Source organism: Paenibacillus sp. FSL M8-0142 (assembly GCF_038597315.1).
GTDB classification, from domain to species: Bacteria; Bacillota; Bacilli; order Paenibacillales; family Paenibacillaceae; genus Paenibacillus_AQ; species Paenibacillus_AQ lactis.
Map to the genome: position 1 here is coordinate 4,596,654 of NZ_CP152008.1, position 23,712 is coordinate 4,620,365.

A 23,712-nucleotide genomic window follows, 5' to 3' on the forward strand; every position below is an offset into this window, starting at 1 on the left:
AGACTCTTTTCCCCTTACCTTGCATCCTTTCGTTTTCAGTTCATCGCCTCGCAATTTGCGAATCTATCACCAGGATGCTGATTAATAGTATAGCATAAGCGGCGGCGGAAGGAACATACGTTTGGATTGTATTCCCAGTGGAGACGGCAACGACAAAAGAGCCTGTTCCAGCACAGCTCCTCACTGCGCTAAAACAGGCCCCGGTTCCTCTATGTCAAGATCACCTACAGATTCGTCTTGCTCCGCACTTCAAATACCGCAAATTTCAGATAGTGTCCCTCATCGACGCCCAGAATTTGCGGATGATCCTTGCCCGCGGCGCGCCACTCCACCAGCCGCAGCACCTTGCCGGCATCCCTGGCCGCTTCCTGGATCGTCTCCAGGAACAGATCCGGACGCATATGATACGAGCAGCTTGCCGTCACCAGATAACCGCCCTCGTTAACCAGCTTCATGCCGTGCAGGTTAATGTCCTTATAACCCCGGCAGGCTCCCTTGACCGCTGATTTCGTTTTGGCAAAGGCCGGCGGATCGAGAATAACCACATCAAAGGTCCGTCCCCCACCTGCCGTTAGCGGCTTGGACGTGTCCACCTTCTGGTCCGCCTGGGCGCGCTGCTGCCGCTCCTCGACTCCCTTTACCTGATTGCGCAGGTATTGGAAGGCGTCATCCACCACGAATTCCACCCGGTCCTGGAACCCGTTGAGCTCGACGTTTTCCCTCGCGCTCTCAATCGCATGCTCCGAGATATCCAGGCAGGTCACTTTCTTGGCGCCATACTTACAGGCATGAAGGGTGAAGCTCCCGGTATGGGAAAAGCACTCCAGCACCGTCGCGCCGTCCCAATACGGGAAGCTGACCGCCTTCCCGCTCTTGTTAACCGGCACGGTCTTGGTCTCTCCGTTCTCCTCGATCGTTTGAAGCGAAATGCCGCTGCGAATGCCCCAGCCGGTCATCAGCGGCTTGATCGAAGCCCGGTTTTCACGCTGGTCGAAGAAATAGCCGGTCTTCTGCCCTTCCCAGGTATCCACCTTGATCGACAGCCCGTTCTCCGTAACGACGACGTGACGGGGACAGTCTCCATACAGCGGACCCTTGCGCTGCTCCAGCCCCTCAAGCTCGCGGACGGACACATCGCTGCGCTCATAAATTCCTCTCGGCTGCATGACCCGGACAAGCGCGCCGACGATCTCGTCGCGGCGCTTGTCCATGCCCAAGGTTAACAGCTGCACGACCAGCACGTCCGCAAAGCGGTCAACGATCAGCCCAGGGAGAAAGTCGGCTTCGCCATAAACGAGACGGTAGGCATTCTCGCCCTCGATAAACCGTTCCCTGTGTCTTTTGCATTCCTCAAACCGGGCGGCGAAGAAATCCTCGTCCATCCGTTCGATCGGCTGATGCGACACGATCCGCACCGTAATTTGCGATTGCGGGTTATAATAGCCGGCCGCCAAAAACCGCTCCTGATGATTCAGCACCGAAACCAAATCGCCCGGGGCAGGATCGCCCGTGACGGAGGCAATCTCACTCTTGTATACCCAGGGATGTCCCTGCTCCAATCTTTTCTTTCGACTGCGCTCCAAAATAACCGATGGCACTAGTAGTTCACTCCTTATGTGATATCCCTGGCGGCAATTCATTGGCATGCATGTCCGCCCGGGGTCATATACGTATTAACAAAAACCTCGATCCCCAATTCGAAAAAAAGGAGAATCGCATGCTATCCTCACTCTGGTTTCCCATCTGCTACGGCCTCGTTCTGTTCCTGTTCGGCATGAAGGTGATGGAAGCCGCGCTTTCACGCTGGGCCGGGCCGCTGCTGCACAAGTGGCTTCGCATCGCGACCTCTACGCCCGTTAAAGGCATGGCTGCCAGCACAGCCGTCACGGCTCTCCTTCAGAGCAGCACGGCGGTTACGGTGCTTGCGATCGGATTTGCGAATGCCGGATTATTAAGCTACGCCGGAACCCTCGGGATCATACTCGGCACCAATATCGGGACGACGGTGACAACCGAGCTCATCAGCCTTCAAATCGGACGGGCCGCCATGCCGCTGCTCGTGCTGTCGCTCATGCTATGGGTAGGGGCTGTGCTGTTCAGCCAGCGCGTTCCTTCCGGCCATGATAAATTGCAGATGTCGCTTGTCCGGGGCCAATATTTATGCCTTGCCGTGACCGGCTTTGCGCTGGTGCTGCTCGGTATCCAATTCATGCAATCCATCGGGCCTACCCTGCAGGAGCTGGGCCTGTTTCAATGGTTTCTTGACCATGCCTCGCGCAGCGTTTTTTGGGGTATTCTTGCCGGCGCTATTCTGTCTGCGCTCATGCACAGCAGCGCGGCTGTAATCGCAATGGCGATGGGTCTGGCCGTCGGCGGCTCGCTTCCGCCTGAGATCGGCGTTGCCATCGTGCTCGGCGCCAATGTCGGCACCTGCGTCACCGCTTTAATCGCTGCAATGGGCAGCACGCCCGCCGGCCGTTTTGTCGCATGGTCCCATATGGGGCTGAATATCGGCGGGGCGCTTCTGTTCGCGCCGTTCATCGGCTGGCTGACCGCCGTTTCCGGCTGGCTTGCGGTGGACCCTGCCGGACAAATCGCGCATGCCCAGACCTTATTCAACGTCCTCAGCTCGCTTCTTGCACTGCCTTTATGCTACCTGCCGTTCTGGACCAGGCGGCAATCTAAAACGTGATATCCTCCTCCGGTGGAATAGGAACGTTCAGCAGCTTCAGCGCCTTGCGCAGGATAATATCATTATTGTTATACCCGTTGCTGCGCTGTTTCCTCCACGCGGCAAGCGGTTCATACCAATCGACTCCGTTGATTTCCTCGATTTGCGGCTTGAGGCTGCCGCCTTCCGCCTTAACCAGATAATAATGAACCTCTTTATTGACTTGTCCATATACGGGATGATGATATTTATAAGCGATAATGTCCACTGGGGAGGTAATGGAGCCGACAATTCCCGTCTCCTCTCTGATTTCACGGAGAGCGGTCTCTTCGATCGTTTCGCCGGCTTCCATCTTGCCTTTGGGAAGCGAATGTTTCCCGTAGCGATCCAAAATGAGCTGGATTTGCAGCGCTCCCGCATGATAACGGTACACGACGCCGCCTGCAGAAAATTTCGTTCGTGCCATGTCCCTTTCCTCCTTCATGTACAACAAGGATTCCACTTCCCGATAGCTGGAAATGAAATCCTTGTCTGATATAGCGGCTATTGGAATTATTGGGCGGCAGCCTTAAGCTCGCTCTCCATGACGCTGACAAGCTCGCCCTCGCATTCGTTCACGCCGGCCTTCGTCAGCTTCACGCGGCACATTTTCCCTTCGAGGTCAGGCGTTCCATCAAATACAAGCTGCAAGTAGTTGTCGCTGTATCCCTGCATTTTACCGCCATTTGGCGCGCCTTTGTACTCGCGTTCAGGAATCACTTCAAGCACCTGGCCGACGAAACGCTCGGCATAAGCAAGCTGCAGCTGCTCCGAAAGGTCGATCAGATCGTGTACGCGGGCGTTCTTCACCTCTTCGTCCACCTGATCCTCCATCCGCGCTGCCGGCGTGCCCGTTCGCTTGGAATATGGGAACACATGCATTTCCGAGAACTGGATCGCCTTCATCAGGTCGTATCCGTTACGGAACATCTCATCGGTTTCACCAGGGAAGCCGACAATGACGTCGGTCGTAATGCCGACATCCGGCATCGCCTGACGGATCAGTCCCATCTTGTTATAGAATTCTTCTGTCGTGTATTTGCGGCGCATGCGCTTCAGCACCGTATCATCGCCCGCCTGAAGCGGAATATGCAGGTGCCGGCACATTTTGCTGGAACGGTTCAGCACATCCAGCATCTTGTCATCAATCTGGCTCGCTTCAATCGAGCTGATCCGGATGCGTTCCAGGCCGTCCACCCGGTCCAGATCCCAGAGCAGGTCGGACAACCGGTAATTCTCCAGATCGTCGCCGTATCCGCCAGTATGAATTCCTGTCAGGACAATCTCCTTGTAGCCTGCATCCACCAGCTGGTGCGCCTGCTTGATAATGCTCTTCGGATCACGGCTGCGGGAAAGCCCGCGGGACCAAGGGATAATGCAGAATGTGCAGAAGTTGTTGCACCCGTCCTGAATCTTCAGAAATGCACGCGTACGCTCGGCAAAATCCGGCACGTCCATTTCTTCAAATACTCTCGTCTTCATAATATTGCGCACGGCATTGATCGGCTGGCGCGTTTTTTCGATATCATGAATGAAATCCATAATTTTGTCACGGTCCTGGTTGCCGATGACAAGATCCACGCCCGGAATATCCAGAATTTCAGCGGGCGAGGTTTGGGCATAACAGCCCGTTACGGCAACAATCGCCTCGGGATTGCGGCGAACCGCACGCCGGATCATTTGCCGGCTCTTCTTATCCCCGGTATTCGTAACATGGCAGGTGTTAATCAAATAAACGTCAGCGGTTTGTTCGAAATCCACCTGCTCGTAGCCTTCGTTTTTAAAGTATTGCCAAATGGCTTCGGTATCGTAAAAATTGACTTTGCAACCCAACGTATAAAACGCTACGGATGGCATATTCAAACTCCCCCCATTTCTCCAGATTCATATAATGCGCAGACAAGCGCAGCCATGCCGGCCGTCTCGCAGCGAAGAATTCTGCGGCCCAATCCGACGGAAACAGCCCCTGCCGCCTCGGCCGCACGGGATTCCTCCTCGGTAAAGCCGCCCTCCGGTCCAACCACCAAAAGCAGGCTGGCCCGGGAAAGCGGCTCCTGCAGGGCCCGTTCTACAAAAGGCTTTAAGGCATCCCCGATCTGGGAGCCCTCCTCTTTCTCGTAGCAAAAGTATACCGCATCGTAGGCCGTAAACGTTGCAAGCAATTGTTTCCACGAAAGCGGCTGCTCCACGGAAGGAATCCGGTTGCGATGCGCCTGCTCGGCTGCTTCTTTAGCGATCTTGCGCCAACGCGCAAGCCGCTTCCCTTCCTTCTTGGCATCGTATTGAACGATCGTTCTCTCCGATAGGAAGGGGACGAAGGAAGCGGCGCCGATCTCCGTGCACTTTTGGATGACGGTTTCCATTTTGTCGCCTTTGGGAAGACTCTGGGCAATGGTTACGGCCAGACGCGGCTCGTTCTTCATCTCCAGTTCCTCGATAACGGCGGCATGCACACAGGCCCCGTCCATTTCTTCGATCCCGACCAGGGCCTCTCGCGACTCACCGTCGCTGACGATGAACTTGTCGCCAAGCTTGCCCCTCATAACCTTTGTAATATGGCGGGCGTCATCGCCCGTAATTTCCACCCGGTCTCCCGCAAACTGTGCAGGAGTCACAAAATATCGCTGCATCTTCTATCCTCACCTAACTGCAAAATCGCCAAACATCATGATACAACTTTTCATGGCAACTGACCAGAGCATTGTAAGAGGAATTAACCTCCGAACAATGTAATGAATATATTCAGAACGTCGATGGATAAGGCACGAGCCCCGAGATAAAGGGGCGCAATGGTATACTTCTGCAGCATTGGCAGCACGATAATGAGCAGAAATATGAGGATCGACCACTGCTCGAACCGCTGAATCTTGGCGCTGATCCGAGGCGGCAGCACATTCTCGACGATCCGATATCCGTCAAGCGGAGGCAGCGGAATCAGATTGAACAGGCATAAGAAGAAATTCAGCTGGATGAACACATTGAAAAAAATATGAATCGCCTGATCCGTCCGCGTAATGCCGATCGGATCGATCACGCCGGATATATAAAGCACCGCGTAAATCAGCGCACCGACAATGCCCAGAAGGAGGTTGCTGAGCGGACCGACGGCGGCCACGATGATGCTCATCCGCCGCGGATGGCTGAAGTTCTCCCGGTTGACCGGAACGGGTCTTGCCCAGCCGAATCCGGCAATCAGCAGCAGGACGATGCCCAGAAAATCAAAGTGCACCGCGGGATTCAGCGTTACCCGGCCCAGCAGCTTAGCGGTAGGGTCACCGAATTTATTCGCGAAATAAGCATGAGAAAATTCATGCACGGTAAAGGCGATCATTAACGCAATCAAATAGAACGGGAGTTGCTCCAACGGGAAATACAGCAGCTGATCCAAGAAATCCATAATCAGTTCTTCCTCGCTACGAAAGCAACCCAGTCGTCTTCGCGGTTGATATCCGCGATCTCAAAGCCGGCTTCAACAAGCGCCTTCCCGACGATCTCTTCCTTGTTCTTGAAGATCCCTGAAGCGATATAGATGCCGCCCGGCTTCAAGGCCTTGTAGACATCATTGATAAACAGCAGGATGACCTCAGCCAGAATGTTGGCAACGACCACCTGGACCGGCAGCTCCACACCGAGCTCGTCCTTCGATGAGCTGTCTGTCAGGACAGAGAGCAGATCGCTTTCCTTGATGGTGATCCGGTCCTCCAAGCCATTCAGGCGGACGTTCTCCGTGGCGCTGGATACAGCCACCGGATCCAAATCCAGCGCAAGAATGCGGGAGGCCCCCAAATAAGCAGCCCCGATCGACAAGATCCCGGAGCCGGTGCCGACGTCAACGACCTCTTCGCCGCCTGTAATCACCTTCTCGAGCGTGCGCAGGCACAAGGTTGTCGTCGGATGCGTGCCGGTCCCAAATGCCATGCCCGGGTCCAGCTCGATAATGCGCTCTTCCGGAGATTCGGGAGAATAGGACTCCCATGTCGGTTTAATCGTCAAGCGCTCCGACACCCGGATCGGCTTGAAATACTGCTTCCAGGCGGTAGCCCACTCTTCCTCGTTGACCGTCTTCATCTCATAACGCACATCGCCTGTATCTATTCCGAATTCCTTCAGTTCTTCTACCCGGGGGGCGATAAGCCCTTGGATCTCTTCCAGCATTACGGTCTCGTCAAAATAGCCTTTAATGACGGCGCACCCTTCCGGAATATCGTTAAAAGGGACGATCTCATCGAACCATTGTCCAAACGAAGTGTCCCGTTTTCTCTTCGTTGCGGCGGATTCCTCAATAGAAACGCCCCCGGCTCCCGCTTCATGCAGGAAGTTGGAAATCATCTCCACGGCTTCCTCCGTGGTATGTATCGTTAATTCACGCCATAGCATATACAGTTGTTCCTCCTCATTCGTACATAACTATCATTGTACTATATTGAGGACGCTCTATACAAAATTTGTGGATAAAATGTTGCCTCGGGAGATAGCGGTCCCTGATCATTCATAAGTCCTTTTGTTGTGATCATGAAAAAAAAGCCCTTCCTGCCGCTCGCTTTGCTAAGCAACGGGAGAGGGCTTTGGCTTTCTTGGCGAATCGGCATCCTCGGCAGCACTTGAAGAAAATATTGTACCCGAGCTGCAAGTTTGCCGATTATTCTTCTTCTAGGATCTTCTTAAGCTGGCGCTCGTCTGCGGCTTCGCTTCGGCGAAGCGCCTCCACATCGTCAAGATCGGCTGCCATCGCCGAAAACTCCACATCCTCATTTTTGGCGGATTGCAGCGCGATCATTTTTTCCGTCTTACTGGCGATTTTGCCCTTCTTCACACGTCTCATCATACGCGCATCTCTCCTTGTCACGTGTTGTTCTTTGCCTTACACCTTGTACGCTTCGGCTCACACCATCCCGCCGGACTCCTCAATCAGACGCATCGCCTGGTCAAAGATGCCTTCGTCGAGAACGACGGTTAGCAATATATCCCGTCCTTGCGTTCCGTCCTGCCCCCCATCGCTCATCCCGCTGGCGGAAGGATCAGCCGCGCCAAGGATGCCCGCAGACCTGTTCGACAGCGCCGAATTCTGCGTCATCGAGGTCAAGCTCGTAATATCCCCTGTCAAAGGGTGCATCGGGCCATTCAGCTCCCCGCCCGGATAGGCGCTGAAGCGGTCGATCGACATATCGGCAACGCGGAGCGACTGCAGCTTGCGCTGGGCATGCTGAGCTTCCTCCGGGCTTTTGAAATAAGCCAAAATATTTTTTTCAGCCATATGGTTTCACCTGCATTTCGTTTAGATACTATCCGCTGCTTCCGGAACGAACCTTCCCTAGGTTGCTTCGCGCCCGCCCCTTTTATTCCTTTTGAGGACAGCGCATGGTGATGAAGGGAGGAGAGCACAAAAAAACCGCCCTTTTTCGAGCAGGGGCCTCATGCCTCCACTCCAAAAAGGACGGTTTCTTATTACTTGCTCTGCTGCTAGCGTTTCGATACGGTAGTACCGAAGCGAAGAGGATAGTAGCCCTCTAAGCCGGCTCCCTAATGATCATTAGTCGCCGCGAAAGGCTTTTTTTACACGGTCAAAAAAGGATTGCTCCTGCTCATGGGTCTCTTCGCCTTCAAGCGACGCGAATTGACGCAGCAGCTCCTTCTGCTCCTCGCTCAGTTTGCTTGGGGTAACAACGACCACCTTGACGTGCTGGTCGCCCTGTCCCATGCCGCGCAGGCGAGGGACCCCTTTGCCTTTCAGGCGGAAGAAGGTTCCGGTTTGCGTTCCTGCCGGAATCTTCAGCCGGACTTTCTCCGTCAAGGTCGGGATCTCGATCTCATCGCCAAGGGCTGCTTGGGCAAACGTCAGCGGCACTTCGCAATAGATGTCGTCGCCCTCGCGCTCGAAGAAATCATGCGGCTTCACGCGAATGACGATGTACAAGTCGCCCGCCGGGCCGCCGCGCAGACCGCCTTCGCCCTCGCCGGTCATCCGAAGCTGGGCCCCGTCATCCACACCCGCCGGAATGCGGACATGAATTTTGCGCTGCTTCTTGACCTTGCCGCTTCCGGCGCAGGTGCCGCAGCGATCCTTGATGATTTTCCCGGTTCCGTTACAGTTCGAGCAGGCGCGCCGATTGACCATGCGGCCGAACGGCGTATTCTGCACGACCTCCTGCTGCCCCGTTCCGTGGCAGACGGAGCAGGTATGCGGCTTAGTCCCCGGCTTCGCTCCTGAACCGTGACAGGTATCGCATGTCTCTGTTCTAGGAATCGTAATATCCGTTTCCTTGCCGAATACCGCTTCCTTGAACTCCACCGTCATCGTGTACTGCAAATCGTTCCCCCGCTGAGGCGCATTCGGATCACGGCGTCCATTGCCGCCGAAGAACATATCGAATATATCTCCAAAACCGCCGAAGTCACCGGAGAAACCGCCTCCGCCCATTCCCTGGTTCGGATCAATATGACCATATTGGTCGTATCTCGCACGCTTTTGACTATCGCTCAATACATCGTAAGCCTCTTTCACTTCCTTGAATTTGGCTTCCGCGTCAGCCGCTTTGTTGACATCGGGATGATATTGGCGCGCGAGCTTCCGGTACGCCTTCTTGATCTCATCCTCCGATGCCTGCTTGCCGACACCTAGTACCTCATAATAATCACGCTTATCAGCCACGGTTTCACCCCCATCTCTTCTTGATTCCTAGGGCAAAAGGAAAGTCAAAGTGCGAAGATGCGCAGCTTTGACCTTCCCATGCAATCTATTCAGATTAACCTTTGTTTTTGTCTTCGTCAACAACCTCGTAGTCAGCGTCTACGACGTTATCCTTGTTCGCAGTGCCGGCATCTCCGCCTTCAGCGCCTTGCTGCGCTTGTGCGGCTTGCTCATACAGCTTCACGGACAGCTGCTGCACCACTTGGGTCAGCTCCTCGGTAGCGGCTTTGATCTCCTCCAGATTGTCGGATTCCAGCGCCTTCTTCACCTTGTCTTTCGCTTCGTTCGCCTTCTCCACTTCCGAAGCGTCGACTTTGTCGCCGAGGTCCTTAATGGTCTTCTCGGTTGTGTATACGAGCTGGTCGGCATTGTTGCGAGCCTCAACAAGCTCTTTGCGCTTCCGATCTTCCTCTGCGTGAAGCTCGGCATCCTTCATCATTTTTTCGACTTCCTCGTCGCTCAGGCCGCTGGAAGAAGTGATGGTGATTTTCTGGCTCTTGCCGGTTCCCTTGTCGGTTGCCGAAACGTTAACGATACCGTTCGCATCGATATCGAACGTAACTTCGATTTGCGGCACGCCGCGAGGTGCCGGAGGGATATCTCCCAGCATGAAGCGTCCAAGCGTCTTGTTGCCAGCCGCCATTTCGCGCTCGCCCTGCAGGACGTGAATTTCAACGCTAGGCTGGTTGTCGGCATACGTGGAGAAAATTTGGGATTTGCTTGTCGGGATCGTCGTGTTGCGTTCGATCATTTTCGTAAATACGCCGCCAGCCGTTTCGATACCGAGGGACAGCGGAGTTACGTCAAGCAGAACGACGTCTTTCACGTCGCCGGTCAATACGCCTGCTTGGACAGCAGCGCCGAGGGCTACGACCTCGTCCGGGTTAACGCCTTTGTGCGGCTCTTTGCCGGTCAGTCTCTTGATGGCTTCCTGTACGGCCGGAATCCGTGTGGAGCCGCCGACAAGAACGACCTTGTCGATATCGTTCGCCGTCAGGCCGGCATCGCTCAGTGCTTGGCGAGTCGGTCCAAGCGTACGCTCTACGAGATCCGCGGACAATTCCTCGAATTTAGCGCGGGTCAGGTTGATTTCAAGGTGCTGAGGCACGCCGTCAGCAACCGTGATGAACGGCAGGGAGATCGTTGTTGTCAGTACGCCGGACAGTTCCTTTTTCGCTTTTTCCGCAGCGTCCTTCAGACGTTGAACCGCCGCTTTGTCTTTGCTCAAATCGATGCCCTGCTCTTTCTTGAATTCAGCCACCAGATAGTCGATGATGACTTGGTCAAAGTCGTCGCCGCCCAGCTGGTTGTCACCGCTGGTTGCCTTTACTTCGAAGAAGCCGTCGCCGAGTTCCAGGATGGAAACGTCGAACGTACCGCCCCCGAGGTCATACACGAGGATCGTTTGATCTTCCGCTTTTTCCATACCGTACGCCAAAGCTGCAGCTGTCGGCTCGTTAACGATACGAAGCACTTCAAGACCGGCAATCTTGCCTGCGTCCTTGGTTGCTTGACGCTGGCTGTCATTAAAGTATGCAGGAACCGTGATAACCGCTTGGGTTACGGGTTGGCCCAGGTAAGCTTCCGCGTCGGATTTCAGCTTTTGCAGAATGATCGCGGAAATTTCTTGCGGCGTATACTCTTTGCCGTCAATCGTTTCTTTATGGTTGGTACCCATATGACGCTTGATCGAAATGATCGTGCGGTCCGGGTTCGTGATCGCTTGGCGCTTAGCCGTGTCGCCGACAATGCGCTCCCCGTCCTTTTTAAAGCCTACGACCGAAGGGGTCGTACGTCCGCCTTCCGGGTTAGGAATAACGACAGCCTCCCCGCCCTCCATAACAGCGACGCAGGAGTTTGTGGTTCCAAGGTCAATACCAATAACTTTACTCATGAAAAAAATCCTCCCTTATTTATTCACACGAAATCCGTATGAGATTCACAAGCTTGCTATATATGATAAACGGCCAAGCGAGTGGCCGCTTACATGCTCACTTTAACCATAGCAGGTCTAAGCACTTTATCTTTCAGCATGTAGCCCTTCTGCACTTCCTCGACAACGATGCCTTCCTCATGCTCATCGCTCTCCACCTGCATGATGGCCTGATGATACTCGGGATTGAACGGCTCGCCTACGCTGTTCATCGCCTTCAAGCCTTCATTTTCGAGAACGGATTCCAGCTGACGGAAAATCATGCTGATTCCCTTGGAGAACGATTCGAACTCCGGACTGCCCTCGGCAGCCTGAAAGGCGCGCTCGAAGTTGTCGATAACAGGCAGCAGCTCGACAATGAGCTTCGACGAAGCATACTTCGCCAGCTCCTCCTTCTCCTTCTGCGTACGTCTGCGGAAGTTATCAAAATCCGCTTGTGCACGCAGCGCACGCTGCTGATGCTCAGCAACTTCAGCCTGAAGCTTCGCAATCTCGGCCGCATGGGCATCGCTCTCGCCTTCCTCTGGCTGATCCGCAGGAGCGCCCTCCTGCTCGGCGCCGGCAACGGCCTCCTCGTTAACAACCTCTTCCTCCGTGCTCGGGGTTTCCTCCATATTGTGTTCCATCTCTTCAGTTACTGTATCTTGAACGGCATCCTTCTGCTCTTTATTCAAGACGCGTCCACCTCCTTCATATTGTAAGCCTGCTGTTGCATGCCCGCGGGCTGTGTTCCCATCGTATCTGGTCATCCGGTCCCTGATTCTAAGATGCCTATTCGTTGATTTCTTTCATTTTGATCACATGATGAATCCGGAGGACGGCCGCCGCCACTTCTCCCGCAGCCCGCAGGCCGTGAAGCTTCACCGGCGCGGGATCCAGCACCCCCAGCTCCTCATAGTCGACGACGGTGCCGGTGTCACAGTCAAGCCCCATGGAATCGGAGCCCGAACGGATTTGCGCGGCACGCACCTCCTCCATCTTCTCCAGCGGGTTGTAGCCCGCATTCAGCAGGATCTGCGACATCGGCTTGCGCAGCGCCGCAGACACGGCTTCGAATCCGAACGCTTCCATCCCCTTCTGCGCCTCGCGGATCCGCTCGAGCGCATAGGAAACGGCAAGCTCGCTCGTTCCGCCGCCCGGAAGCACGCCGCCGGTAATGGCGGCCTGCAGGGCGGAAGCCGCATCACCTGCTATTCTGGCGGACTCGCCGACCACTTCGGAGGTGCTCGCGCCTACGATCACCGTCACGATCCGTTCCCTGCGGCCGCTGGCCAGCCTGATTTTGCCGATCGTTTCATCATAAGAGACGCGCGGGCTGTCACCGAGAAGAGCAGCAAGCTGCTCCGAATCTTTATGTAACGCCTTTCGGCGTATAGGTGTCGCCCCCGTCATGTCACAGACTCGCTTCAAATCCGCGCGGGATACGCGCGGTACGACCATGATTCCGTGATCGAGGCAGAACTGCTCCGCATCAGGATGAATGCCTTTCTCCAGCAGGATCAGCTTCACCGACAATGCGGACAAGCGCTCCAGATCGGCAGCGAACCGATTCCGCAGATCCATATACTGCGCGAAGCCCGCTTCGGTTGTCAGCACTTCTTCATCCAGCTCGTCAGGCTCAAGCGCATCCAGCAGCACGAGCACCTTCGCATCGCTGTACTGAAGGTAGTCGCGGGTAAAGATCGGCTTCTGCCGAAGCAAGACACCTTCGAACACCTCATTGTCGGCATTCTCCAGCGCAATTATACTGTCCGCAAGCGAATAAGAAGGATCATGAAGGCGCTGCATGCCGGCCTTGCGGGCCGCTTCCATAACGAGCGCAACGATATCCTTTCGCTCACGCCCGGCTACATAGACCGTGCGTTCCAGAAGCGGGTCGTCCAACCCTTCAATGACACGGACGCGGCCGGACAGCAGTTCAAGCGCCCGATCGATCCCCTGGCGCATTCCTTCCACAACCTTGGAAGCCGGCACGCCGCGGATAATGCGCGAGACGCCTTCCTGAACCAGTGCCCCTGCAAGAATGGTAGCCGTCGTGGTGCCGTCCCCGATCTTCTCCTGCTGCGCGCGGGCCACCTGGATCAACAGGCGGGCCGCCGGGTGGCTTACGTCCATTTTGTCCAATATCGTCACGCCGTCGTTCGTAATGACCACTTCGCCGCGCGGGCCGACAAGCATTACATCGAGCCCCTTGGGCCCGAGCGTCCCTTCCACAGCGGATGTGACGGCCCGGACGGCATTGCTGTTGTTCAGCAGCGTTGAATAGCGTTCATCGCCGTCCACATGGCTGTGTTGTCCTTGGCTCATAAGGCTCGCTCCTTTATTTATACCAGTGTGACAGCAGCTTCGTCAGGTCATGGGACAACACGTTCAAGATGCCGATCACCCTTGCGTATTCCATTCGCGTTGGCCCCAGTATGCCGATGGAGCCGACGGCCTTGCCATCTATAGAATAAGTAGCCGTAATCAGGCTACAGTTGGATATCGCTTCATGCGTATTCTCCGTGCCGATTCGTACTTGCACACCGTGCTCTCCCGGTGCCGGTGCCATCAGCTTCATCAGTGCCGGCGTCTGCTCGAGAAGCTCGAAGATGTCCCGAACCTTGTCGACATCCTTGAATTCCGGCTGATTCAGCATATTGGTCGTACCGCTGAGATACACGTCGCGGTGGTCGGGCTCGTTCTCGAGCGCAATGTCCAGCACCTTCATAAGCTCTTCGTAATGCGCGATGTGGCGCTGCATCTCTGCCCCGAGCTCCGTGTAGAGCCGGGTCTTGAGCTTATACAAAGGAACGTTGACCAGCTTCTCGTTAAGGAGATTTACCACCTGCTCCAATTCCGAAACGGAAACCCCTTGCGGAATCGACACGATCTTATTCTCCACTTGGCCCGTGCTGGTCACGATGATGGCAACCGCCTGGCCTTCATTTAGAGGCAGAAGCTGGAAGTGGCGTAAGGACGTATGAAAAACTTCCGGTCCCAGCAGGATGGAAGTGTAATTGGTCATCTGCGACAAAATACCTGCAGCATGCTGAATCATCTGCTCCATGACGTTCAGTTTTTCCGCAAAAAACGATTTCATCATATGCAGTTCCTCAGGATTCAAGGAAAACGACGAGGTGAGATGATCGACATAATAACGGTATCCCTTATGAGACGGAATTCGCCCTGCCGACGTATGGGGCTGCTCAAGAAACCCGAGCTCCTCCAAATCAGCCATTTCATTGCGAATGGTTGCCGGGCTGTAGCCAACATCCCCGCGTTTAGAAATGCTTCTTGAACCAACCGGCTCCGCCGAACGGATGTAGTCATCCACAATAGCGTTCAAAATCAAGCGCTGACGATCAGTTAACATGTCGCTCCCCTCCTTATAGACTGCCTATCTTACAATCGTTAGCACTCATCGCCATCGAGTGCTAACCGATATAACAAAAATACCAAACCGACCTGAGGATTGTCAAGTCAGTTCAGTACTTTAAGCACAGCTATTTCGTCACAGGCGTGCTGCTTTTTGCAATGGATGCAATCGGTCCACACCTTCTCGGGAAAAATCTCCTTCTCGACGACGGCAAAGCCGTTTTTCATGAAAAAGGATACTTCGTACGTCAAGGCCATTACTTTCGGGATTTCCCGGCGCTTGGCTTCCTCCAGCAGCGAATCCACCAGCATGGAGCCGATGCCCTGCCCCTTGTAGCCTTCCGAGATCCCCAGCGAACGGATTTCTACGAGATCGTTCCCAAGCTGGCACAGTGAACCGCAGCCGATGACTTTCCCTTCCGCTTCAGCCACGACGAATTCCCCAATCTGCTTCTCGAGCACCGCTCTGGATCTTGGAAGCATAATTCCTTTCTCGGCGTAGCCTTGAATCATCTGATACAGCGGCTCAACATCCTCTAATCTGGCCTTTCTGCATACCGCCGGCATAATCCTCGTCTCCCCTTTGCACGCTCCGTCATATGTCTTGGATAAATATACAACAGAGCGCATAAAAGTTCAATAGATTAATTTGCCGACAGGGTGCCGATAAATTCGGCGAACACTTCATTGCCGAACAGGATGCCTTTAGAGCTCAGCCTGTACCCATCCTCCGTCGTTTCAAGCAAGCCCGCGCTCACCATTTTGCTCAGGGGACGCTTGAATACCTCGTCCAACGAAGCATCGAACTGCTGTTCGAATCGGGTCCGGGAAATACCGTCCAGGACGCGGAGTCCGACCATCAAGAAATCCTCCATCGCTTCCTCTCTTGATACCTCGAAGCTTTCCAGCCGCGGCAGCCCGGTTCTTGCCGCTTCATTATAAGGGTTCACTCCCTTAATATTTACGTGGCGCTGACGGTTGATATAACCGTGAGCTCCGGCGCCAAGCCCGTAGTAATCCTCATTGCGCCAGTACGTCATATTGTGGCGGCTCTCGTAACCAGGCTTCGCAAAGTTACTGATCTCATACTGCTTATAGCCTGCCGCCTTCATGCGCTCCATTAATAGAAGATACATGTTCAGCTCATCCTCTTCATCTGGAAGCGGGAGCTGATTTTTCTGGTACATGGTATGGAACAACGTATTCTCCTCCACCTTCAGGCTGTAGATGGAGTAATGGGGAAGCCTGAGCTCCAGCGCCTTATCCACGCTTTCCGCCAGCATCTCCAAGGTTTGATTCGGCAGGCCGAACATCAGGTCGATGGACATGTTGTCAAAACCTGCGGCTCTCGCGTTATCCAGGCTGCGGTACACATCATCCGTATCATGGATGCGACCGATTCCGGACAACAGGCTGTTCTGGAAGGCCTGAACGCCGAAGCTGATCCGGTTCACTCCGCCTTCGCGCATAACCTTAAGCTTCTCCAGATCCGTTGTCCCGGGATTCGCCTCCATCGAGAACTCGATATCGTCCGACCACACCGGAAAATGCCGCTTGACGCTATGCAGAAAGTACTCCATTTCATCCGGCTTTAGAACCGTCGGTGTTCCCCCGCCGACAAAGATGCTCTTGATTGCTCCCGGAGGATGGGCTTTGACCGTCAATTCCATTTCGTGATCCAGTGCCCGCAGATAGTCCATAACCGGCTGATCCTTCAAAACGTAGGAATTAAAATCGCAGTAAAAGCATTTATTCGTGCAGAACGGAATATGGATATACACCGCTTCCGTTCGTTGATTATTCGTCATTTCGTATTCGCCCCTTCTTTGCTTGCCCGACTGGAGACTTCTTCTACTATATCCCCTGGCACCTGTTCAATGAAAGAAAAGGAAAGCCATAAAACCGGCTTTCCCATCATTTGACTCCCAAAACAGGCATTATGAGGTTGAATGGCAGGCTGCAGCTTGGTCGTTCATGGCCTGCCGCCTCGCTTGTTCAAATCATTACTTGTCGTCGATTTTCAGCACCGCCATGAAGGCTTCCTGTGGCACCTCGACGTTGCCGACCTGCTTCATCCGCTTCTTCCCTTCCTTCTGCTTCTCCAGAAGCTTCCGTTTACGGGAAATATCGCCGCCGTAGCATTTCGCCAGGACGTTCTTGCGCATCGCCTTGACGGTTTCGCGGGCAACAACCTTCGTTCCGACCGATGCCTGGATTGGCACCTCGAACATCTGGCGCGGAATGAGCTCGCGCAGCTTCTCGCAGATCGCACGGCCCCGGTGGTAAGCGCGGTCCTTATGCACGATAAAGGACAAGGCGTCAACCTGCTCGCCGTTCAGCAGAATATCCATCTTAACAAGATTGGATCTGCGGTATCCGGAGATTTCGTAGTCAAACGAAGCATAGCCCTTCGTACTGGACTTCAGTTGATCGAAGAAATCATACACGATCTCGGACAGCGGAATTTCATACGTAATTGTGACGCGCGTCGTATCCAGATACTCCATGTTGATGAATTCCCCGCGTTTCGCCTGGCACAGCTCCATAATCGCTCCGACATAATCATTCGGGACGATAATGCCCGCCTTGACATACGGCTCTTCCACATAATCGATCTTGCCGATCTCCGGATAGTGGGACGGGTTATCGATCTGCATCTGATCGCCGTTGGTCAGCGTCACGCGGTAGATAACGCTCGGCGCCGTCGTAATCAGCGGAATGTTGAATTCCCGCTCGATCCGCTCCTGGATGACATCCATATGAAGCAGGCCTAAAAATCCGCATCGGAAGCCGAAGCCGAGCGCGCTCGAGGTTTCAGGCTCGAAGCTCAAGGACGCATCGTTAAGCTGCAGCTTCTCCAGCGCTTCGCGCAAATCGTTGTAATCCGACGTTTCGATCGGATACAGGCCGCAGAATACCATCGGGTTGATCTTCCGGTAGCCCGGAAGAGGCTCGGCCGTCGGACGCTTTGCATCGGTTACCGTATCGCCGACGCGGGTGTCTCCCACGCTCTTGATGCCGGCCACGATGAAGCCTACGTCGCCGACGTTGAGCTCGTCCACGATGCTCATGCGCGGCTTGAACGCGCCGACCTCGATGACCTCGAAGGTCTTGCCTGTCGCCATCATTTTGATCATCGAACCGGCCTTGATGCTGCCGTCGATGACGCGGACATACACGATGACGCCCCGATAAGGGTCGTAATGCGAGTCAAAGATCAACGCCTTCAGCGGCTCCTCGGGACTGCCCGTAGGTGCAGGAACCTTCTGCACGACCTGCTCCAAAATCTCTTTGATTCCGATGCCGGCCTTGGCGGAAGCATGCACCGCTTCGCTCGCGTCCAGACCGATCACGTCCTCGATCTCCTGCTTGACCCGGTCCGGGTCGGCGCTAGGCAGATCGATTTTGTTGATAACCGGCAAAATTTCAAGATCGTTATCCAGCGCCAAATATACGTTGGCCAGTGTCTGCGCTTCAATTCCTTGAGCAGCGTCGACGACGAGCAGCGCGCCTTCGCAGGCAGCCAGGCTTCGGGAGACCTCATACGTGAAGTCGACGTGTCCTGGAGTATCAATCAGGTTCAAGATGTACTCCTCGCCGTCGTCGGCCTTATAAGTAAGGCGTACAGCCTGCAGCTTGATGGTGATGCCGCGCTCTCTCTCCAGATCCATCTGATCAAGGACCTGCTCCTGCATTTCGCGCGAGGTCAGCGCGCCCGTAAACTCCAGAATGCGGTCCGCAAGCGTCGATTTACCATGGTCTATATGTGCAATAATACAAAAGTTACGAATTTTTTGTTGTCTTACTTGTACGTCCGTCATGCTAACCCCCAACAACCACCAGATGTTTGAATCAATTTATTATACCAGTTGAGGGGATGCACAGCAATGGCTAAGGCGCGGCTGCCCGAGATTCGGCTGCCGAAATGGCGCATCATTCCACGATGGATCCGAACATCGATACGACCCAGCGGATGCTCTGGTCCGACAGCTCTTGGAGCAGACCTGCCGTTTTGTCCGCCAGCACATCGGCCGGCGGGCTTGAGCGTTCAGGAAGGAGGATGTCCCGCGGCAGCGGTTCGAACTCGGGCCGGATCTCCGTCTCCTCGTTCGGGCCGGAAGCCGGAGGCGACTTCCGTACGCCGCCCCAGCCGCTGCCTTCAGCCGCCGTTCCTGCTTCGGACTGCCCGGCAGCAGGCTCCTGCTGCACTTGCTGCACCGTTTGAACGCCGCCAGCCGGGGGCGATGCTTTTTCCCCGCCGAGCTGCATGCCGATCAATATGCCGATGCCTGTCCATATGAGCAGAGCCACGAATCGTTTCCCCGTTCTTGACATCAGAGTCCCCTCCTCCAGTATTTACCCGGCTTTCCGTTCGTCGTTCCGGGAAGCTTCCGTACCGTCCTTCCGGCCTGCCGAGGCCGACAGCTTATCGGCCTTGGCGTCCTTCTTCACGCTGGCTTTCTTCGCTTCCTGCTCTTGCCAGTACACTTCGGCAATAATATCGGCCAGCACCTCGGCCGTTCGCTGCAGCTCTTCCTTCGTATTGTCGATTCCGCCGATCTCGATCAGGATGCTGTTTGGCGACAGGGACTGATTATATTCCCCGTTCCCCTGGTCGGCCGATTTGCCCCACACGCCGCGTGAAATGCCCGGGTACGACGCTTCCAGCTTCGCATTGATTTTGCTGGCGAACGCCTCGTTTTTTCTCCAGTTCTCGTTGGCATGTCCAATAATGAAGTACACCTTGGCGTAATTGACCCCGTTTACGGTAGCGGTCGTTTTGCTGTAGCGCTGGGAATCCCGGTGGATATCGATCAGATAGGTCAAATCATCGTGACGGCCCATCGCTTCGAGCACCGTCTGCCTGGAATATTTATAGGAATAATTATAGTTATAGCCTTCTACGGTCGATTGATAGTCGCTTTTGTCGTGCAGGGTCCCGATCCCGTTGGCCTCGAGGCGTTTTGCCATGAAGCTGCCGACCAGCATGACATTTTTGCTCGGCGACACGGCGCCGGGATTGTCCGAAGGATGGGTGAGGAGCGGATTGTAGGCTTCCTGCGGATGGGAATGATAGATCAGCACCGCCTTCTTGCCGTCGGTCGTTTGTCCGTTCTTGGATGTGCCTCCGGGCTCGTTCTTGCTGTCCGTTCCTTGGCCCTCGCCTTCGCCCGGTCCGTCTTCGCCGTTCTGCTGCTCCTGCCCGTTATCCTCGCCCGCCTCTGGCGGCTGCTCGCCGTTATCCGGATTCTCGCCCGGATTTCCTACGGGGTTCTCTCCCGGGTCCGCCGCCCCCTCGGCGGTGTCCGGCCGATAATCCGCGGGCGCTTCCCCGTCTTCATTGCCGGAGCCGCTATGCAGCTGAACCGGCTGATTGGCTCTCATCCCCGGCAGCTCTCCGGCGAGCAGACTCTTCGGATCTCTCGGATTCACGCTCGTCAACAGCTGAAACACGAAGGTCGACATCTTCTCCCCGGAGAAGCTGGAATCTTCCTTGGAAGCGGCCATATGCGGCATCTCCATCCCGATCATATCAATAAAAAAGTGACTTGATAGGGAAGCGGCCAGCCCCTTCATCGAAGACACAGGCGAGCTGTTCAGCCGCTGCTCGGCCATCCCCCCAAGCCCCAGCAAAATAAAAAAGATGAGAGAGCCCAGCATCAGAACGATCAGCGTTTTGCCCATGCTCAAACCTTCCATCACATTTCGTCTCAGTCTGGCAATATTCCAGATGCGAAACTTACGGTTGTTCATATCGGAGTCCTCCTCGGCTTCAGCGGGGAAGCGGCACACTCGAAGCTCATGTCCCCGCTCTCTGTGATCTCTTATACTCCCAATCTATGAACCGGATGGAATCGATAGAACTAGAAAAGTTGAATCATTGAAAAGATGGTAGGGCAAGTATGTAAAATGTTCCTATAATCGCTGTTGGTTTCAGACTTCATGATTTATAGAACCTGGCACAGTAGAAATCCGAAGCCAAAGGCGGCCTCAAGCGTATGCTTTCGATGCAGCTTTTTCCTTCAGAAAGCTTTCGATTTTTTCGAATCTTTCACTTCCTTGCCAGCATCGTATACTTAATTCAACTTATACAAATAAAAGAATAGGGGAGAAATATAAAAGCTCCGATAGATTCGGAGCTTAGGAGCTTTATTCGGTATAACCCGCTTGCTAGTGGGTGTACGCGCCCGTATTGCCGGGATCCACCGCCTCGTGCAGCGCTGCGTTCAAACCTGACGCTACGATATTAGCGATGTCTTCGATAAATTCATCGATCTCTTTCGGGGTGACAATCAAATCATGCCCCAAAGGCTCGAGCACTTCCTTAACGAGGGCAAGCCGCTCGCCTTCGGACAAATTTTGCAGCATCCCCATGATCTTGCCCGTCTCCGGCGCCTTCTCGCCGAAATGGGATTTCATGAGCTCAATGGCATTGTTGACGATCGTCGACGCATAGCAAACGGTTGGCACTCCAATCGCAATGCAGGGCACCCCGAGCACTTCCTTGGTCAAGCCTTTCCGTTTATTGCCGATGCCCGAGCCGGGATGAATGCCGATATCCGCAATTTGGATCGTCGTATTCACCCGCTCCAGCGATCGGGATGCCAGCGCATCGATCGCGATGATGAAATCCGGACGGGTTCGCTCCACGATCCCTTGAACCGTCTCGCTGGATTCTATTCCCGTAAGGCCGAGGACGCCCGGCGCTATGGCGCTCACTTGGCGGTAGCCGGGGGCTACACGGTCCGGCATCAGTTCAAAGTATTGGCGCGTAACCATGACATTTTCCACCACCAGCGGCCCCAGGGAATCCGGAGTCACATTCCAGTTGCCGAGCCCGACGATGAGCGCGCTCGCTTTCGGACCTATGCCGATCCGCTCCATGAACGCTTCGAACTCACGCGCGAATACGACGGATACCTGTTCCTGAAGCCCGGTATCCCCCTTCCGAAGATCGGGAACCTCGAGCGTGACGTAGTGCCCCTTCACTCTTCCGATTTGCTGGGAGGCCGCGTCGTTCTCCACATCGAGCCTTGTAATTTTAATACCGTCCTCCTGAACGACATCCTCCATCAAGCCCGGAATGGGCGGGCTGCCGGCCCCTCCGGCAAGCTCCCTTGATTCCACGGCAAGGTCGGTTCGGACGGAATATTTCTGAAGATCCAGATCCATCTAAATTCACACTCCTCCTCATATTGCTACTAGTGTGTGAGAGGAGGGAAGAGATTATGCAGAAGTCTTGTTTAGTATTGCTTTTTGTCTACCTCCATGCTAAAATATTTTAAGTTGTGAACCATTTCGCTCTATTGAAATGCCTTACAGGAGGTGAATGTAATGCCAAACATCAAATCCGCGATTAAACGTGTTAAGACTAACGACAAACGCCATGCGCTTAACATTTCTCAAAAATCCGCGCTTCGCACAGCAGTTAAAAATGCTGACGTCGCGTTGAACGGTACAGAAATCGAGGCTGCTAAAGCTGCTTTCCAAGCCGCTTCCAAGAAGCTCGATAAAGCTGTTACAAAGGGCCTGATCCATAAGAATGCAGCTGCCCGCAAGAAATCCCGTCTGGCGAAAAGACTGAACGCTCTTACGTCCCAAGCGTAATCGTTTGTTGAATAAGACATTGGAAAAAGCCCTGACCTTCGGTTTATACCGGGTCAGGGCTTTTTGAATTGTTGCCTGGTCGCCACAGCTATGTGATCAAGCGCCCAGTCTCAGCAAAAACAGCTCGATCCCCAGCACCTTGTCCACCGCTCCGGTCTTCATCTGATAATCCAGATTCGCCAGATGGTTCAAAATGCCTTCAAGCCGGGCCGATTCGAATTTACGCGCCTGCTCTCCCGCGATTTTCACCGCATAGGGATGCAGCCCAAGCTGGGAAGCGATCTGCTGCTGCGAATAGCTCTGCGCCGACAACGTCTTCACCTGCAAAATAATCCGGAACTGCCTGGTGATCAGGGCCGCGATTTTGATCGGCTCCTCCCGCTGCTTCAGCAGCTCATAGTAGATGCCGAGCGCCTTATCCAGCCTCAGGTTGGCAATATCCTCCACCAAGGCAAATACATTCTGCTCCGTACTGCGGGCTACCAGCATATCGACCGTGGAGGTATCGATCGTTCCCCCATCGCCTGCATACAGGCACAGCTTCTCGATCTCGCCGGCCAATGTCTGAAGGCTCGTCCCGGCATTGCGGACGATGGCCTCAGCCGCTCCCTCGCGCAGGGAGCATCCCCTATTACGCACCTGCTTGTCCACCCAGCGAAGCAGATCCTCGCCGCCGAGCGGAGCAAAGGAAAGCGAGACTCCTGCTTTTTTAACCGCTTTGACCACCTTTTTGCGTTCATCGAGCTTCTCCGCTCCCACCATAAACACAATGACGCTGTAATCGGCTGGATTGTTCAAATATTCAAGCAAGGCCTCCGGTTTGTGCTCTACCTTCCCATTGTCCTTGGCCGCAGTAAAAAACGATGTATCTCGTACGAAAACAAGCTTTTTCTGAACCATAAAAGGAACGGTCTCGGCTTCTTCGACCACGGCCTGAATCGGAGTCTCCCCCAAATCCATATGGACGATGGCAAAGTCGCGATCTTCCTTGGGAATCAGCTGGGTCTCCAGAAATTCGGCAAACTCCCTCATCTGAAACTTTTCGCTGCCGTACAGCAAATATACGGAAGACACATCCCCCTGCTTGACCGCCTTGGCCGCCGCTTTGGCATCCATCGGCGTCCCCCCCTTTCTCTCTGTACACTATACCAAAAAAGACGACCCGAAAGCGATAGCGAATGAAGAGCCGCTGCAAAAACAAAGAGACCTCGGCTATGACAGCGGCAAGGTCCCTTCGTCCCAACACATCTATATAAACGCCGGACAGGATGCTCTAGAAACATCCCGCCGCCGGTCATACGACGGTGGTTGGTATAATGCTCTCTCTAATTTATCTTATTCATATCTCCTGGTAATTGTGCGAGCAATACGCTCTTTTCTATAAGTTCACATCGGAAAATATGCGGGTGCCCCGGC

General features: G+C 54.5%; 22 protein-coding genes. 2 read left to right on the forward strand and 20 right to left on the reverse strand.

Annotation, left to right across the window (positions count from 1 at the left end):
• Nucleotides 1-224: 224 nt before the first annotated feature.
• Entirely contained in the window at nucleotides 225-1,598 is a 1,374-nt protein-coding gene (locus NSQ46_RS21225; protein ID WP_342574592.1) for a class I SAM-dependent rRNA methyltransferase, read from the reverse strand.
• A 119-nt stretch (nucleotides 1,599-1,717) separates the two neighbouring features.
• Here NSQ46_RS21225 and NSQ46_RS21230 point away from each other — a divergent pair, with 119 nt between their 5' ends.
• Nucleotides 1,718-2,692: a Na/Pi symporter gene (locus NSQ46_RS21230; RefSeq protein WP_028404336.1), complete on the forward strand. Its 975-nt coding sequence runs from the start codon at nucleotides 1,718-1,720 to the stop codon at nucleotides 2,690-2,692.
• Here the strand turns inward: NSQ46_RS21230 and NSQ46_RS21235 are convergent.
• The 18 genes from NSQ46_RS21235 to gpr form a co-directional block, all read right to left on the reverse strand.
• The gene (locus tag NSQ46_RS21235) at nucleotides 2,682-3,137 is read right to left on the reverse strand and encodes an NUDIX domain-containing protein (protein ID WP_007129397.1); all 456 of its coding nucleotides are present in this window, start codon (nucleotides 3,135-3,137) and stop codon (nucleotides 2,682-2,684) included. The genes NSQ46_RS21230 and NSQ46_RS21235 overlap by 11 nt on opposite strands.
• 86 nt (nucleotides 3,138-3,223) lie before the next feature.
• Complete coding sequence (mtaB, locus tag NSQ46_RS21240; RefSeq protein WP_144866985.1) at nucleotides 3,224-4,567, reverse strand: tRNA (N(6)-L-threonylcarbamoyladenosine(37)-C(2))-methylthiotransferase MtaB; 1,344 nt, start codon at nucleotides 4,565-4,567, stop codon at nucleotides 3,224-3,226.
• A gap of 2 nt (nucleotides 4,568-4,569) precedes the next feature.
• Nucleotides 4,570-5,340: an RsmE family RNA methyltransferase gene (locus tag NSQ46_RS21245; protein WP_007129395.1), complete on the reverse strand. Its 771-nt coding sequence runs from the start codon at nucleotides 5,338-5,340 to the stop codon at nucleotides 4,570-4,572.
• Between the two features lie 83 nt (nucleotides 5,341-5,423).
• Nucleotides 5,424-6,107 carry a site-2 protease family protein gene (locus NSQ46_RS21250; protein WP_210095253.1) on the reverse strand — a complete coding sequence of 228 codons (684 nt, stop codon included), beginning with the start codon at nucleotides 6,105-6,107 and terminating at the stop codon, nucleotides 5,424-5,426.
• Between the two features lie 2 nt (nucleotides 6,108-6,109).
• Nucleotides 6,110-7,087: a 50S ribosomal protein L11 methyltransferase gene (gene prmA, locus NSQ46_RS21255; protein ID WP_210095252.1), complete on the reverse strand. Its 978-nt coding sequence runs from the start codon at nucleotides 7,085-7,087 to the stop codon at nucleotides 6,110-6,112.
• A 262-nt stretch (nucleotides 7,088-7,349) separates the two neighbouring features.
• The gene (locus NSQ46_RS21260; protein ID WP_007129392.1) at nucleotides 7,350-7,535 is read right to left on the reverse strand and encodes a YfhD family protein; all 186 of its coding nucleotides are present in this window, start codon (nucleotides 7,533-7,535) and stop codon (nucleotides 7,350-7,352) included.
• 57 nt (nucleotides 7,536-7,592) lie between these two features.
• On the reverse strand, nucleotides 7,593-7,964 hold the full coding sequence (locus NSQ46_RS21265) for a hypothetical protein (RefSeq protein ID WP_007129391.1): 372 nt from the start codon (nucleotides 7,962-7,964) through the stop codon (nucleotides 7,593-7,595).
• Nucleotides 7,965-8,240: 276 nt separating this feature from the next.
• Nucleotides 8,241-9,359 (reverse strand): molecular chaperone DnaJ, encoded by a 1,119-nt coding sequence (dnaJ, locus tag NSQ46_RS21270; RefSeq protein WP_007129390.1) that lies wholly within the window; start codon nucleotides 9,357-9,359, stop codon nucleotides 8,241-8,243.
• 94 nt (nucleotides 9,360-9,453) lie between these two features.
• Nucleotides 9,454-11,292 carry a molecular chaperone DnaK gene (dnaK, locus tag NSQ46_RS21275; RefSeq protein WP_007129389.1) on the reverse strand — a complete coding sequence of 613 codons (1,839 nt, stop codon included), beginning with the start codon at nucleotides 11,290-11,292 and terminating at the stop codon, nucleotides 9,454-9,456.
• A gap of 89 nt (nucleotides 11,293-11,381) precedes the next feature.
• The gene (grpE, locus tag NSQ46_RS21280) at nucleotides 11,382-11,945 is read right to left on the reverse strand and encodes a nucleotide exchange factor GrpE (protein WP_167324101.1); all 564 of its coding nucleotides are present in this window, start codon (nucleotides 11,943-11,945) and stop codon (nucleotides 11,382-11,384) included.
• A 157-nt stretch (nucleotides 11,946-12,102) separates the two neighbouring features.
• A complete protein-coding gene (locus NSQ46_RS21285) occupies nucleotides 12,103-13,638 on the reverse strand; it encodes a TCP-1/cpn60 chaperonin family protein (protein WP_028404341.1) in 1,536 nt (511 codons plus the stop codon).
• A 13-nt stretch (nucleotides 13,639-13,651) separates the two neighbouring features.
• Nucleotides 13,652-14,686, reverse strand: a complete 1,035-nt coding sequence (hrcA, locus tag NSQ46_RS21290) for a heat-inducible transcriptional repressor HrcA (RefSeq protein ID WP_007129386.1) — start codon at nucleotides 14,684-14,686, stop codon at nucleotides 13,652-13,654.
• Between the two features lie 107 nt (nucleotides 14,687-14,793).
• Nucleotides 14,794-15,255, reverse strand: a complete 462-nt coding sequence (locus NSQ46_RS21295) for an N-acetyltransferase (protein ID WP_007129385.1) — start codon at nucleotides 15,253-15,255, stop codon at nucleotides 14,794-14,796.
• Between the two features lie 77 nt (nucleotides 15,256-15,332).
• Nucleotides 15,333-16,496 (reverse strand): radical SAM family heme chaperone HemW, encoded by a 1,164-nt coding sequence (gene hemW / locus NSQ46_RS21300; protein ID WP_007129384.1) that lies wholly within the window; start codon nucleotides 16,494-16,496, stop codon nucleotides 15,333-15,335.
• A 195-nt stretch (nucleotides 16,497-16,691) separates the two neighbouring features.
• Nucleotides 16,692-18,509 carry a translation elongation factor 4 gene (gene lepA, locus NSQ46_RS21305; RefSeq protein WP_007129383.1) on the reverse strand — a complete coding sequence of 606 codons (1,818 nt, stop codon included), beginning with the start codon at nucleotides 18,507-18,509 and terminating at the stop codon, nucleotides 16,692-16,694.
• Between the two features lie 112 nt (nucleotides 18,510-18,621).
• Entirely contained in the window at nucleotides 18,622-19,023 is a 402-nt protein-coding gene (locus NSQ46_RS21310; protein ID WP_007129382.1) for a hypothetical protein, read from the reverse strand.
• 21 nt (nucleotides 19,024-19,044) lie between these two features.
• Nucleotides 19,045-20,442: a stage II sporulation protein P gene (locus tag NSQ46_RS21315; protein ID WP_007129381.1), complete on the reverse strand. Its 1,398-nt coding sequence runs from the start codon at nucleotides 20,440-20,442 to the stop codon at nucleotides 19,045-19,047.
• Between the two features lie 417 nt (nucleotides 20,443-20,859).
• Nucleotides 20,860-21,861, reverse strand: coding sequence for a GPR endopeptidase (gene gpr, locus NSQ46_RS21320; RefSeq protein WP_007129380.1), 1,002 nt, complete (start codon nucleotides 21,859-21,861; stop codon nucleotides 20,860-20,862).
• Nucleotides 21,862-22,023: 162 nt separating this feature from the next.
• On the opposite strand from gpr, the gene rpsT reads away from it, so the two are divergent.
• A complete protein-coding gene (gene rpsT / locus NSQ46_RS21325; RefSeq protein ID WP_007129379.1) occupies nucleotides 22,024-22,296 on the forward strand; it encodes a 30S ribosomal protein S20 in 273 nt (90 codons plus the stop codon).
• A gap of 96 nt (nucleotides 22,297-22,392) precedes the next feature.
• On the opposite strand, the gene holA is transcribed toward rpsT, so the two are convergent.
• Nucleotides 22,393-23,412 (reverse strand): DNA polymerase III subunit delta, encoded by a 1,020-nt coding sequence (gene holA, locus NSQ46_RS21330; protein WP_007129378.1) that lies wholly within the window; start codon nucleotides 23,410-23,412, stop codon nucleotides 22,393-22,395.
• Between the last annotated feature and the right edge of the window lie 300 nt (nucleotides 23,413-23,712).

Bases quoted from the DNA above. Each gene is read 5' to 3' on its own strand.
- NSQ46_RS21230 (WP_028404336.1), top strand. From the start codon at position 1,718: ATGCTATCCTCACTCTGGTTTCCCATCTGCTACGGCCTCGTTCTGTTC.
- NSQ46_RS21235 (WP_007129397.1), bottom strand. From the start codon at position 3,137: ATGGCACGAACGAAATTTTCTGCAGGCGGCGTCGTGTACCGTTATCAT.
- mtaB (WP_144866985.1), bottom strand. From the start codon at position 4,567: ATGCCATCCGTAGCGTTTTATACGTTGGGTTGCAAAGTCAATTTTTAC.
- NSQ46_RS21245 (WP_007129395.1), bottom strand. From the start codon at position 5,340: ATGCAGCGATATTTTGTGACTCCTGCACAGTTTGCGGGAGACCGGGTG.
- NSQ46_RS21250 (WP_210095253.1), bottom strand. From the start codon at position 6,107: ATGGATTTCTTGGATCAGCTGCTGTATTTCCCGTTGGAGCAACTCCCG.
- prmA (WP_210095252.1), bottom strand. From the start codon at position 7,087: ATGCTATGGCGTGAATTAACGATACATACCACGGAGGAAGCCGTGGAG.
- NSQ46_RS21260 (WP_007129392.1), bottom strand. From the start codon at position 7,535: ATGATGAGACGTGTGAAGAAGGGCAAAATCGCCAGTAAGACGGAAAAA.
- NSQ46_RS21265 (WP_007129391.1), bottom strand. From the start codon at position 7,964: ATGGCTGAAAAAAATATTTTGGCTTATTTCAAAAGCCCGGAGGAAGCT.
- dnaK (WP_007129389.1), bottom strand. From the start codon at position 11,292: ATGAGTAAAGTTATTGGTATTGACCTTGGAACCACAAACTCCTGCGTC.
- grpE (WP_167324101.1), bottom strand. From the start codon at position 11,945: ATGGAGGAAACCCCGAGCACGGAGGAAGAGGTTGTTAACGAGGAGGCC.
- NSQ46_RS21285 (WP_028404341.1), bottom strand. From the start codon at position 13,638: ATGAGCCAAGGACAACACAGCCATGTGGACGGCGATGAACGCTATTCA.
- hrcA (WP_007129386.1), bottom strand. From the start codon at position 14,686: ATGTTAACTGATCGTCAGCGCTTGATTTTGAACGCTATTGTGGATGAC.
- NSQ46_RS21295 (WP_007129385.1), bottom strand. From the start codon at position 15,255: ATGCCGGCGGTATGCAGAAAGGCCAGATTAGAGGATGTTGAGCCGCTG.
- hemW (WP_007129384.1), bottom strand. From the start codon at position 16,496: ATGACGAATAATCAACGAACGGAAGCGGTGTATATCCATATTCCGTTC.
- lepA (WP_007129383.1), bottom strand. From the start codon at position 18,509: ATGACGGACGTACAAGTAAGACAACAAAAAATTCGTAACTTTTGTATT.
- NSQ46_RS21310 (WP_007129382.1), bottom strand. From the start codon at position 19,023: ATGTCAAGAACGGGGAAACGATTCGTGGCTCTGCTCATATGGACAGGC.
- NSQ46_RS21315 (WP_007129381.1), bottom strand. From the start codon at position 20,442: ATGAACAACCGTAAGTTTCGCATCTGGAATATTGCCAGACTGAGACGA.
- gpr (WP_007129380.1), bottom strand. From the start codon at position 21,861: ATGGATCTGGATCTTCAGAAATATTCCGTCCGAACCGACCTTGCCGTG.
- rpsT (WP_007129379.1), top strand. From the start codon at position 22,024: ATGCCAAACATCAAATCCGCGATTAAACGTGTTAAGACTAACGACAAA.
- holA (WP_007129378.1), bottom strand. From the start codon at position 23,412: ATGGATGCCAAAGCGGCGGCCAAGGCGGTCAAGCAGGGGGATGTGTCT.